The sequence below is a fragment of the Arthrobacter sp. QXT-31 genome (genome assembly GCF_001969265.1).
Lineage (GTDB): Bacteria > Actinomycetota > Actinomycetes > Actinomycetales > Micrococcaceae > Arthrobacter.
In genome coordinates this window covers 1,764,611-1,777,088 of sequence record NZ_CP019304.1, presented here as the reverse complement: position 1 = coordinate 1,777,088, position 12,478 = coordinate 1,764,611, and the positions used below count along the sequence as shown (strand labels likewise).

General features: G+C 65.7%; 10 protein-coding genes. 6 read left to right on the top strand and 4 right to left on the bottom strand.

Going from position 1 to position 12,478, the window contains the following annotated elements:
- Window positions 1-33: 33 nt before the first annotated feature.
- The 3 genes from BWQ92_RS08015 to BWQ92_RS08005 form a co-directional block, all read right to left on the bottom strand.
- Window positions 34-288, bottom strand: coding sequence for a hypothetical protein (locus BWQ92_RS08015; protein ID WP_076799045.1), 255 nt, complete (start codon window positions 286-288; stop codon window positions 34-36).
- A gap of 262 nt (window positions 289-550) precedes the next feature.
- Entirely contained in the window at window positions 551-2,071 is a 1,521-nt protein-coding gene (locus tag BWQ92_RS08010) for an amino acid permease (RefSeq protein WP_236783148.1), read from the bottom strand.
- 145 nt (window positions 2,072-2,216) lie between these two features.
- On the bottom strand, window positions 2,217-3,134 hold the full coding sequence (locus tag BWQ92_RS08005; RefSeq protein WP_076799044.1) for an SDR family oxidoreductase: 918 nt from the start codon (window positions 3,132-3,134) through the stop codon (window positions 2,217-2,219).
- A gap of 186 nt (window positions 3,135-3,320) precedes the next feature.
- Here BWQ92_RS08005 and BWQ92_RS08000 point away from each other — a divergent pair, with 186 nt between their 5' ends.
- The 4 genes from BWQ92_RS08000 to BWQ92_RS07985 all read left to right on the top strand — a co-directional run bounded on the left by BWQ92_RS08000 (window position 3,321) and on the right by BWQ92_RS07985 (window position 8,224).
- Window positions 3,321-4,145 carry an IclR family transcriptional regulator gene (locus tag BWQ92_RS08000; protein WP_076799043.1) on the top strand — a complete coding sequence of 275 codons (825 nt, stop codon included), beginning with the start codon at window positions 3,321-3,323 and terminating at the stop codon, window positions 4,143-4,145.
- 183 nt (window positions 4,146-4,328) lie between these two features.
- Window positions 4,329-6,059, top strand: a complete 1,731-nt coding sequence (locus tag BWQ92_RS07995) for a urocanate hydratase (protein ID WP_076799042.1) — start codon at window positions 4,329-4,331, stop codon at window positions 6,057-6,059.
- Window positions 6,060-6,174: 115 nt separating this feature from the next.
- On the top strand, window positions 6,175-7,821 hold the full coding sequence (gene hutH, locus BWQ92_RS07990) for a histidine ammonia-lyase (RefSeq protein WP_442856751.1): 1,647 nt from the start codon (window positions 6,175-6,177) through the stop codon (window positions 7,819-7,821).
- A gap of 166 nt (window positions 7,822-7,987) precedes the next feature.
- Window positions 7,988-8,224, top strand: a complete 237-nt coding sequence (locus tag BWQ92_RS07985) for a hypothetical protein (protein WP_076799040.1) — start codon at window positions 7,988-7,990, stop codon at window positions 8,222-8,224.
- Between the two features lie 106 nt (window positions 8,225-8,330).
- On the opposite strand, the gene BWQ92_RS07980 is transcribed toward BWQ92_RS07985, so the two are convergent.
- Window positions 8,331-8,591: a hypothetical protein gene (locus BWQ92_RS07980; protein WP_172411585.1), complete on the bottom strand. Its 261-nt coding sequence runs from the start codon at window positions 8,589-8,591 to the stop codon at window positions 8,331-8,333.
- Between the two features lie 233 nt (window positions 8,592-8,824).
- Here BWQ92_RS07980 and BWQ92_RS07975 point away from each other — a divergent pair, with 233 nt between their 5' ends.
- The gene (locus tag BWQ92_RS07975) at window positions 8,825-10,129 is read left to right on the top strand and encodes a cation:proton antiporter (protein ID WP_076799039.1); all 1,305 of its coding nucleotides are present in this window, start codon (window positions 8,825-8,827) and stop codon (window positions 10,127-10,129) included.
- A 74-nt stretch (window positions 10,130-10,203) separates the two neighbouring features.
- Window positions 10,204-12,411: a transglycosylase domain-containing protein gene (locus BWQ92_RS07970; protein WP_076799038.1), complete on the top strand. Its 2,208-nt coding sequence runs from the start codon at window positions 10,204-10,206 to the stop codon at window positions 12,409-12,411.
- Window positions 12,412-12,478: the final 67 nt, after the last annotated feature.

Sequence of the window (12,478 nt, the reverse complement as noted above, 5' to 3'; positions counted from 1 at the left end):
TTGGTGCTTGGCTGGACTGGCGGGATGCCCCGCCTAGTCCGGCCGCCTCAGTTGCCGGTAATCGTAGAAGTACACCCGGCCGGAGGAACGGATTCCGATCGACCGCCCGTTCTTGACCACGACGGTGCCTTCGCGCCTGCCGTTGAACGGGTCGTCACCCACCAGGACGTCGCCAATCCTGTAGGGGACGGCGGCCGTGCGTGCCCATTTCAGAGTCTGGGCCAGGATGCCGGGCGACTTCCCGGAGTGAGCAGTTTGTGCCGGCGCCCCGGCTTGGATTTCCAACATGAGGACCACTCCTTCACAGTGTGACCAATCGTCGAATCACTGGCGGCGCGGGTCCGGTTCATCATCCGGGGTCAGGTCCCCAGCCGGCTGGCACCGTGTAGTCCACTGTAGGAGGGAATCACATGCGTCACATGCGTAACATCTACCTCATTTATCACATGGGTCACTCTTGTAACAAACATTAAGTACCTGTCTTGTTCCCTTTTTACTACTTGTTTTTGCCGATTTCAGCCCTCTGCGGCATTTTTCACGAAAATGCTACTCAGTTTTGGCCGCTGGCGACCACCGGCAGCGGTGAGGTCTCATCCTCAAGGTGGGCCCGCCGTCGTCCGTTCCCTTTGACCCAGAGCCGGTAGGCGACGACCAGCAGTCCCAGCCACGCAGCCCCCACGTAGAGTGCCACGCGGGTGTCCTCGAAGAAGCCCAGCACTCCGATCACGAGCCCCATGAAGGCGATGGCGAGGATGGAAGCGGCAGGCCACAGCGGGGAGGGAAAGTCCGACGCCGGCAGGCCGTTGCGGGAGATCTCCCGTTTCATCGCCACGTGGGAGGAAAGAATCATGACCCATACCCAGACAGTCGCGAAGGTTGCGATCGAGGCGATGAGCAGGAAGACATTTTCCGGGATGACCGCGTTCAGGACCACTCCCACGAGCAGGATTCCGGCCATCATCACCACGGTCATCCACGGCACGCCATGCCGTGAGACGCGTCCGAAGCTTTGCGGTGCGTGCCCCTGCTGGGCCAGGCCGAAGAGGATCCGGCCGGCCCCGAAGATGTCGCTGTTGATGGCGGAAAGTGCGGCGGTGATCACCACGGCATTGAGGATGTGCGGCGCGGCCGGGATGCCGAGGCCGCTGAAGATCTGGACGAACGGGCTCCCGTTGCTGCCCACCTCATTCCACGGGAAGAGGCTCATGAGCACCCCGAGGGTGAGCACGTAGAAGAGCAGGACCCGGACCGGCACCGTGTTGACGGCCTTCGGGATCACTTTCTTGGGGTCGGCGGCCTCGCCGGCCGTGATGCCGATGGTTTCGATCCCACCGAAAGCGAACATGACGACAGCGAACGAGGCCAGGAGCCCCTCGAAGCCGTTCGGGAACAGGCCGCCGTGTTCCACCAGGTTGCCTAGGCCCGGGGCGGCTGAGGCGTCGCCGTTCTGGAAGCCGAACGCAAGGATGGCTGCGCCGCCGGCGATCATGGCGATAATGGCCGCGACCTTGACCAGCGTGAACCAGAATTCGAGTTCGCCGAACACCTTCACGCTCAGGAGGTTCAACGCCGCGAGGAGGAAGATGATGGCCAGGATCCAGACCCACCGTTCCACCTCCGGGAACCAGAAGCCCATATAGATGCTGAACGCGGTGACGTCGGCGATGGCCACGATTGCCATTTCGAAGACGTAGGTCCAGCCCGTGACGAAGCCTGCCAGGGGCCCAAGGTAGCGGCTCGCGTACTGCCCGAAGGAGCCCGAGACCGGGTGCCGAACAGCCATTTCCCCCAGGGCGCGCATCACCATGAAGACGGCGGCGCCGCCGATCATGTAAGCGAACAGCACCGCGGGTCCCGCCTTCTGGATGGCCGAGGCCGAGCCGTAGAACAGCCCGGTGCCGATGGCGGAGCCCAGCGCCATGAAGCGGATGTGGCGGACGTTGAGCCCGCGGTTCAGGACGTTCTCGACCGCGGTTCCTACGGCGGTGGCGACGGCGGCGCGCGCCGTTCCGGCGGCGGGGCTGGTTCCGCTTTCGGGCACCATTTCGTCTGTGGGTTGGGCTTGTTGCATGCCAATACCTTCTCGTCATTGGGGAGGGGGATCGCTATCCAGCAGACCATGCCCGAGGAGGCTGTGATGAGACTCACGGGCTGTTGGTGTCTTTGATTTCAGACTGTCGGGTTGGGAAGGTCCGCCCGGCTGGACCCCACCCCCCTCAGCGGTAGCCCGTGGCGTCCGCCGGCAGCCCGGCTTCCTGGATCTCCTCCAGATAGCGCCAGCAGTCGGGCCGCGAGCCGTCGACGTCGGTGAAGCCGTACTCCTGTGCAATCCCGCCGGAGGAGAAGGAACCGCCGGTTCGGCGGTGTACTTCGGGGTCGGCGGCGAGGGCGGCGACCGCACGCCCCACAAAGCGGGGGCTTTCCGAGATGGCTGCGAAGTGCGGATTCGTGGCGGAAGCCTCCTGCCAATTCGTTTCGGTCACGCCGTAGTGTTCGAGCATCATTTCCGAACGCATCCAGCCCGGCGTCAGTGCCACAGCCGTGCAGCCGAACGGCTTCAGCTCCTCGGCCTGGCTAAAGGCGAGCCGCAGGACGGCGGACTTGGCGAGGTCGTAAAACACGGAGAGCCGGTAGTGCGCGGCGTTGTACTCCCGCGTTCCATCGGTCATTTCCACGACCAGTCCTCCCGGCCTCCGGGTAAGGAGCGGCAGTGCGAAGTGGCTGGTGACCAGGTGCGTGTCGACGGCGCCATGCAGCATCCGCAAGCCACCCTCGAGGTCGTGTTCCCACAGGGGTTTGTTCCACTCGACAAGGTTCTCGCCGCCCCAAATGTCGTTCACGAGGATGTCCAGCCGGCCATGCTCGTCATCGATGCGGCGGACCAGCGCTTCCACCTCCGCGGCGCTGAGATGGTCAACGGCCACTGCGACCCCGGTCCCGCCGGCCGCAGTCACCATGGCTGCGGTTTCTTCGATGGTCTCCGGCCGGCGATAGTCCGAGGCCTGGCTTTTGGTAGTGCGTCCAGTGCAGTACACCAGCGCACCGGCCTCGCCCAGGGCCACGGCGGTTCCCCGTCCTGCCCCTCGTGTGGCCCCTGCGACCAGAGCTATTTTGCCCTCGAGCGGAAATCCCATGCGCAAACGCTACCGCTGCACGGGAGTAAGCGGGATCATCAGCGGAGGAATGTCCGGTATCCCAGACAGGCCTCTGTGCAGCGGCGGGTGAGTGAGGCAGAAAGTGGCGCAAGCTTAAGTACGGGATACCGGACACCTTTCCGGTGAGATCCGCAAAGACAGTCACCAACAAGGCCTGGAGGGCACATGGCGGGCACGCTGACAGCAGCGGCGGCAAAACGGCCGGAATCAGCGGTCAAAGCGAAGGTTCCGGCCGCCGAAAACACGCTGCGGATCCTCAAACTGTTGGCTTCCAAACGGGGCCCGATGGCGGCGTCGAACATCGCCGCGGCACTCGGGCTGCCGCGCTCAAGCGTCTATCACCTCCTGGGCGTGATGGAGGCGAACGGCTTTGTCCTGCACCTGCATGAGGAGCAGCGCTATGGCCTCGGCATCAGCGCCTTCGAACTCAGCTCCGCCTACTCGCGGCAGGAGCCACTGTCCCGGCTGGGGCGGCCAATGCTGGCATCACTCGTTGACGTCCTTGGCGAAAGTGCCCATCTGGCCGTCCTGCACGGACGGGACGTGCTGTACATCGTGGAGGAGCGGGCCAAGAACCGGCCATCCCTGGTGACCGACGTCGGCGTCCGGCTGCCCAGCCACCTCACGGCCAGCGGCCGTGCCATCCTTGCCGCGCTGCCCAAATCCCAGGTCCGTGCCCTGTATCCGAACGCCGCCGCCTTCACCGCCCGGCATGAGGTGGAGGGCGCCATCATGAAGTACTCCGCACTGTCCTCGCACCTGGACCAGGTGCGGCAGCGCGGCTACGCCACGGAACACGGGGAGGTGACGCCGGGGTTTGGTTCCATCGCCGCCGCCGTCACGGATCACCTGGGATGGCCGACGGCGGCAGTAGCCGTCACGTTTCTGGAGGACAAGCTGCCGGAGGACCAGTGGCCGGTGCTCGCCACCAGGGTCCAGAAGGTCGCCGATGAGCTCTCCGTGCGCATCCATGGGCGTCCGGCGAAATAGGCTTCGCCATCGGCATCCGAGGTAAGCCGTATGAGTCTGGGATACCGGACAGCACCCCCTTGAAACCCCTGTCTGGCCCCGTCCCGAGGGGCTTTAGTTGATACAGAAGCACTTCCCGCTCAACGAAGAATCCGCAACACACCACAGCGAACCACCAGATTCCCGCAACACGAAGGAGCCACCATGGCACCCGCCGATTTCACCACCGGTGCCCGCCCGGTCAAAGCAGCCCGCGGCACCGAGCTCACCGCCAAGTCCTGGCAGACCGAGGCGCCCCTGCGCATGCTCATGAACAACCTCGACCCCGAGGTCGCCGAACGCCCCGATGACCTGGTGGTCTACGGCGGAACCGGCCGGGCCGTGCGCTCCTGGGCAGCGTTCGACGCAATCACCCGCACCCTGGAAACCATGGAGAAGGACGAGACCCTGCTGGTCCAGTCCGGCAAGCCGGTGGGTGTCTTCCGCACCAACGAATGGGCCCCGCGTGTGCTGCTGGCCAACTCCAACCTCGTCGGGGACTGGGCCAACTGGCCCGAGTTCCGCCGGCTCGAGGCCGAGGGCCTGATGATGTACGGCCAGATGACGGCCGGTTCCTGGATCTACATCGGTACCCAGGGCATTCTGCAGGGCACGTACGAGACCTTCGCCGCTGTCGGACGCAAACTCACCGAAGACGGACGCCACCCGGCTCCTGCCGTTGAAGGCTCCACCGAGGGCCCGTTGGCTGGCACCCTGACGCTGACCGGCGGCTGCGGCGGCATGGGCGGCGCCCAGCCGCTCGCCGTTACCCTGAACGACGGCGCTTGCCTGATCGTCGACGTCGACGAGACCCGCCTGCGCCGCCGCGCCGGCAAGCGCTACCTCGACGAGGTCGAGACCGACCTGGACGCCGCCATCGCCAAGGTCCTGAAAGCCAAGGAAGAGCGCCGCGGCTGGTCCGTCGGCTACGTGGGCAACGCGGCCGAGGTCTTCCCCGAGCTGCTCCGCCGCCACAAGGCCGGCGAGCTGACCATCGACGTCGTCACCGACCAGACCTCCGCCCACGACCCCCTGTCCTACCTGCCCGAGGGCATCTCGGTGGACGAATGGCACCGCGAGGCAGAGGCCGACCCCGAAGGCTTCACCAAGAAGGCCCAGGCCTCCATGGCCAAGCACGTCCAGGCCATGGTCGAGTTCCAGGACGCCGGCGCCGAAGTCTTCGACTACGGAAACTCCATCCGCGACGAAGCACGCAAGGGCGGCTACAGCCGTGCATTCGAGTTCCCCGGCTTCGTCCCGGCCTACATCCGCCCCCTCTTCTGCGAGGGCCTCGGCCCGTTCCGCTGGGTCGCACTGTCCGGCGACCCTGAGGACATCCGCGTCACCGACGAAGCCATCAAGGAGCTGTTCCCGGAGAACAAGCACCTGCACAAGTGGATCGATGCCGCCCAGGAGCGCGTGGAATACGAAGGCCTGCCGGCCCGCATCTGCTGGCTGGGCTACGGCGAACGCGCCAAAGCCGGCCTGCTCTTCAACCAGCTCGTGAAGGAAGGCAAGGTCAAGGCCCCCATCGTGATCGGCCGCGACCACCTGGACTCCGGCTCCGTCGCCTCGCCGTACCGAGAGACCGAGGCCATGGCCGACGGCTCCGATGCCATCGCCGACTGGCCACTGCTCAACGCCCTGATCAACACCTCCTCCGGCGCCACCTGGGTCTCGATCCACCACGGCGGGGGAGTGGGCATCGGCCGCTCGATCCACGCCGGACAGGTCTCCGTCGCCGACGGCACCGACCTCGCCGCCGAGAAGCTCGAGCGGCTCCTCACCAACGACCCCGGCATGGGCGTCATCCGCCACGTCGACGCCGGCTACGACCGCGCCGTCGAGGTCGCGAAGGAACGCGGCGTCCGCATCCCCATGAACGAGTCGCGCTAAACAAGCCCACCCCCATCGATTGCTCCGTAGCCGCCGTTTTGAGCCCGGAAAAGGGCCATAACGGAGCAATCGATGAGGGGACCCGGCTCAAACCCTCAGATTTAGGAAGATCACAATGACTATCCCCACGAACTCCCTAACCTCGTACGCTCGGCCAGGGAACCCTGTTCGCGTGGCCCCAACCCACGAACCGCTCACCGTCACCCTCGGGGCCAGCGGTGTCACGGCCGAGGACGTCGTCGCCGTCGCACGCCATGACGCCAAGGTGACCATCTCCCAGGAAGCCCTGGGCACCGTTGCCAAAGTCCGCGCGCACATCGACGAACTGGCCCACAGCGACGTGCCGGCATACGGCATCTCCACGGGCTTCGGTGCACTGGCCAACCGCCACATTCCCGGTGAGCTGCGCACCCAGCTGCAGAAGTCGCTGATCCGCAGCCACGCCGCCGGCATGGGCCCCGCGGTGGAACGCGAAGTTGTCCGCGGCATCATGTTCCTCCGCGCCAAGACGCTGGCATCCGGCCGCACCGGTGTCCGGCCCGTAGTGCTGCAGACCATGGTGGACGTGCTCAACGCCGGCATCACCCCGGTGGTCCGGGAATTCGGCTCGCTGGGCTGCTCCGGCGACCTCGCACCGCTGTCGCACTGTGCCCTGGTCCTCATGGGCGAGGGTGAAGCAACCGGCCCCGACGGCGAACTCTACGGCGGCGCCGGTCAGAGGACAGTTGCCGAACTGCTTGCCGCGCACGGCATCGAGCCGGTCACCCTGGCTGAAAAGGAAGGGCTGGCACTGGTCAACGGCACCGAGGGCATGCTGGGCATGCTCCTCATGGCCATCGCCGACCTGCGGCAGCTGCTGACGACGGCGGACATCACCGCTGCGCTCAGCGTCGAGGCGCTGCTCGGCACGGACCAGGTGTTCCTGCCCGAACTGCACGCCGCCCTGCGGCCGCACCCGGGCCAGGCGGCCAGTGCCGACAACATGCTCCGCGTGCTGTCCGACTCAGCCATCGTCGCCTCACACCGCGTGGGCGACTCCCGGGTCCAGGACGCATACTCGCTGCGTTGCGCCCCCCAGGTTGCAGGCGCCGTCCGGGACACCGTCGACCACGCCGAACTCGTAGCATCCCGTGAACTTGCGGCCGCCATCGACAACCCGGTGGTCCTGCCGGACGGCCGGGTCAGCTCCAACGGCAATTTCCACGGTGCCCCGGTGGCCTATGTCCTCGACTACCTGGCCATCGCCGTCGCCGACCTCAGCTCCATCGCCGAACGGCGGACGGACCGCATGCTGGATCCGGCACGCTCCCACGGCCTGCCGGCGTTTCTGGCCGCCGATCCGGGCGTCGACTCGGGCCTCATGATCGCCCAGTACACGCAGGCCGGGCTGGTCTCGGACAACAAGAGGCTGGCTGTCCCCGCATCGGTCGACTCCATCCCAAGCTCTGCCATGCAGGAGGACCACGTGTCCATGGGTTGGCACGCGGCCCGCAAGCTCCGGAAGGCCGTGGAGAACCTGCGCCGCGTGCTCGCCATCGAGCTGGTGACCTCGGCACGGGCGATCGACCTGCGCACCCAGCTGTCCGGGGGAGAGCTGACGCCCGGGCCCGCAGGGGCTGCGGTCCTCGAAGCGCTGCGGTCCGTCGTCGGCGGTCCCGGCACGGACAGGTTCCTTTCACCCGAGCTGGAGGCGGCCGACCTGCTGGTTGCTTCCGGTGCCGTGCGGACGGCAGCCGAATTCGCCGTCGGAAATCTCGCCTGACGGTGAACAATGTGCACCGCCGGCAAACATTTGCCGGCGGTGCCGAAATACTGCGCAATGCGCCGGGCAGAGAATCTGCGAGTGTAGTAGAACTAATGGTGTAGTGAAAGTCACATCAAAGATGCTGTGGCGTAAAAAGAACATCCACAAAGGGGTAGAAGTTCAAATGAAAGCACGCGGGGCAGTCCTGTCCAAACGTATCGCACACGCAGCAACGGTTTCCGACTGGGGAGCGCTGCAGGTGGGCGAGCGGGTCGAGATCATCAAGCATGCGCACGTTATTGCTGCAGGCGAGGTGGAGGAGGTCTCGCGGAGCGGAAACGTGTTGTGGCTCGTCTCCGCCGGGGCACATGAGTCGCAGCTCTTCATGAAGTCCGACGGCGTGCAGGTGCGCCGGATGTAATCCGCTGGCTAAGCCGCGCGGTGGTACGCGAACATAAAAAGCCCCCGACCTTGGATCATTCGGCCTTACGGCCGGCTGATTCCAGGATCGGGGGCTTTTTCGCGTGTTAGGCCGCGATGTCCTCGTGTGTTTCACCGAAGGGAACAGACTCGTCGAGGGCCACCGTGTAGCGGCCTGGCTCAAGGCGCGTGACCTTAATGCCACAGGTGCCTTCCTGGGCGGCCGTGGCGATCAGCGTCTCCACCGCGCTTTCCAGGCCATCGTGGACCTGGTCGGCACTGGTAAAGGCCAGGTCGATGGACCGGACATCCGCGGAGCGAATCACGTTCGCCGGAGCGGTTGGGCGCTCCATGGTTGCTGTGCTCATGTACTGACTTTCTTTGATTCTTGCCGGGGGGCAGTAACCCATTCTACCGCCGACGCTCGGAAAGGTCAGATGACTGTCGTTTGACAGGAAAGTTGACGATAGTTGTCGTATCAACCATTCTGCCTTCCGCTGCAGCGCGCCCTTGTGTCCTGGCAGCAGAAAGGGCGCCCTCTTTCCTGCTCCGCGCGCTAATGTGGGTCAAGTCTGTGAGACCGACGGCGCAGGAGGTGACCGTGTTCGAAGCTGCCAGCATCATGTTCGCCGCGGCGGGCGTGGCCGTTTTCGTCGCCGCCATCCTGCCCAAGGCGCTGCGGAACCTCCCCGTTTCGATGCCGATGGTCTTCCTCGGTGCCGGGGCCGCCGCTTTCGGCCTGCTCCGGGATCTTCCCAACCCCAGCCCCCTTTCCCACCCGGACCTGACGCTGCATCTCACTGAAATCTGCGTGATCGTCTCCCTGATGGGTGCCGGGCTGGCGCTGGACCGCGCGGTCGGCCGGCGGAACTGGGCCACCACGTGGCGGATGCTCGGCATCGCCATGCCCCTGTGCATCCTCGGCCTGACGCTTTTGGGGCTCTGGCTGCTGGGACTCGGACTCGCCGCCGCGCTCCTCGTGGCCGCCGCCCTGGCCCCCACCGATCCGGTCCTCGCCTCCGAGGTTCAGGTCGGTGAGCCGGCCGACGAGGAGGAGGACACCGACAAGGAGGACGAGGTCAGGTTTGCCCTGACCTCGGAGGCGGGACTGAATGACGGCCTCGCCTTTCCCTTTGTGTACCTGGCCATTGCCATGAGCCTCGTGGGAACGGCGCCGTCAGCCTGGTTTCCGGAGTGGTTCGGCGTGGACGTCCTGTGGCGCATCGGAATGGGCGTACTCCTGGGCTACGGCACGGGCAAGGCGCTGGCCCGGCTTTTCTTCTCCGCCCGGCACGACAGCATCAGGCTGTCCAACCACTCCGAAGGCTTCGTTGCGCTGGCCGCCACTTTCCTGGCCTACGGCGTCACGGAAATGCTCGAGGGCTACGGCTTCATCGCTGTGTTCGTCTGCGCGGTCACCATCAGGGCGGCAGAACGGACCCACGGCTATCACCGCATCCTGCACTCCTACGTGGAACAGCTCGAACGGCTCCTGACGGTGGTCATCCTGGTCCTCCTGGGCGGAGCGATAGTGCGTGGCCTGCTGGCCGAGGTCGGCTGGGCCGAGGTGGGCGTGGCGCTGGTTTTCCTGGTCCTGGTCCGTCCGCTGTCCGGCTGGCTGGCGCTGGCCCGCGGCAAGACCGGTCCCCGGGAACGGATCGCCATTTCCTTCTTTGGCATCCGGGGCATCGGGTCGCTGTACTACCTTGCCTACGCGCTCGCCCATGGCGGCTTCGGCGACCAGGCGGAGTACCTGTGGGGCATCATCGGGCTGGTTGTGGCTATGTCCGTGGTGCTGCACGGGGCCACCACTGCGCCCGTTATGAATCGCCTGGACCGGCTCCGGGAGCGCAAGGCGGCCGAGAAATTCGGCGACGAGGGAAAAGCCCCGCACACCCCTGTCTGATGGACTACCTGCGGACCGCAGCCGGAGCCTGCAAATATTCTGCTTTCCGTCCCGTCGTGTGGTGAGCTTGGATCATGGCAGGCAGAAGACTGATATCCCGTACGGCCCTTGCCCTGGCGAAGCTGCTGGGGTTCGTGATTGTCAGCTGCCTGTGCGGGGTCCTCGTGGCCGGCTTCCTGGTGCCCGGAGCTGCCCTGGCCGGCACCTCGGTCAGCAGGTCGATTTCCTACTTCAACAGCCTGCCCACCGAGCTCGCGGTGCCTGCCCCGTCGCAGACCACCCGCATGCTGACGGCCGACGGCAAGCTCCTCGCCACGTTCTACGCTGAGAACCGGGTCCGCGTGCCCCTGAAGCAGATGTCCCCGTTCGTCCGGAAGGCCGTCGTCGCCATCGAGGACAGCCGTTTCTATGAGCACAGCGGAGTGGACACGCAGGGCGTGCTGCGTGCGCTCACCAGCAACCTGACCCGCGGCGAGCGGCAGGGCGCCTCCACGCTGACCCAGCAGTACGTCACCAACATTGTGAACGAGTCCCTGATCTCCGAGGGCCGTGAGGACCAGGTGGTGCTCAGCGGGCAGAAGACCATGGGGGACAAGCTGCGCGAGATGCGGCTTGCGATGGCCCTGGAGAAGAAGTTCACCAAGGACCAGATCCTCGAGGGCTACCTGAACATCGTCTTCTTCAACCGCAGCGCCTACGGCATCGAGGCAGCGGCCCAGTACTTCTTCAGCGTCCCCGCCAGCAAGCTGAACCTGCCCCAGTCGGCACTGCTCGCGGGACTGGTGAACAGCCCCAGCTTCTATGATCCCGTGGCCAATCCCAAGAACTCCCTTGTGCGCCGCAACCAGGTCCTGGGTGAAATGCTCAAGCAGAAGATGATCACCAAGAAGCAGCATGCGGCCGCCGCGGCCTCCGGCGTCGGGGTGAAGGTCAAGCCCTCACGGCAGGGATGCGCCGCGGCCACCATGGCCCCGTACTTCTGCGACTACGTGACCCGGCTCTTCCTGAACAACCCGGCCTACGGCGCGGACACCGAGGCACGCGAACAGCGGCTTTTCCGCGGCGGACTGACCATCACCACCACGCTGGACAGCCGGCTGCAGGCCAAGGCACAGGCGCAGGTGAACGCCACCGCCGGCGCCAACCCGGACAAGTGGGGTGCTTCGCTGGTCACGGTTCAGCCGGGCACAGGCAAGGTCCTGGCGATGGCGCAGAACACCGTGTACCTGCCACAGCCGGGGAAGTTCGACACCCAGCTGAACTTCAACGTGGATGCCAAGGACGCGAACGGAAACGACCTCAATGGTGCCGGCGGCTTCCAGCCGGGATCCACCATGAAGCCCTTCACCTTCGCCGAGTGGCTGCACCAGGGCAAGACCATGACCACGGTGGTGGACGCCTCGAAGCGCGAGTACCCGCTGGGTTTCCGCTGGCGGTCCTCGTGCGGGAAGGTGGCTGGCGGCTACAGCACTAAGCAGCGCCGGGCAGGGCTTGAAACGGCCGACGACCTCCAAAACGCCTCGGCGGGTTACTACCGCAAGATGCCGGCTGACTACGGGCTCTACAACTCCATCAACACAGCCACCTTCGCCGAAGCCGCCCAGCTGGACTTCTGCGGAATCCAGAACATGGTCAACGCCGTCGGACTCCGCAGCGGGCTGGACGGGACGCCCGTCAACATGCACCAGCTGGGCAACCTCCTCGGCGGCACCGGAGTGGCCCCCCTGACGATGGCCAACGCCTTCGCCACCTTCGCCGCCGACGGCCGGTACTGTGCGCCGATGGTGCTCGCCGGGGTGACGGACATGGCCGGCAAGAAGCTTCCTGCCGAAGCCCAGCAGTGCAGCAACACCGTGAACAAGAACGTGGTACGCGGCGTGAACAAGGCCCTTCAGGACATGCTCACCAAGGGCTCCGGCATCTACATCAACCCCAAGGTGCAGAGAACCGTGCCGGCGGCAGCCAAGACGGGCACCAACAACAGCAACGGTGCCACCTGGGTGCTGGGCTACACCACAGGCCTGGCCACGGCCTCGTTCTTCGGGGACGCCCTCGAGGGCCAGCAGCGGCCGGGCCGGAACATCACCATCAACGGCAAGCGCTACGACCGAGTGGACGGCTACATGATCGCGGGGCCGCAGTGGGCGAACTACATGCTCCAGGTGGCACGGCTGTACCCCGCAGAGGCCTTCCCGAAGCCGCCGGCGTCGATCGTCAGCAAGCCCGCGGCGAAGCCCAAGGCGCCCGCCAAGCCGACACCTAAGCCCAAACCCAGGGATTAGGTGCGTGCCTAGGGATTAGGCGTGGCCCAGGGATTAGGCGCCCCATGGATTAGGCGCTGGCCGGCTG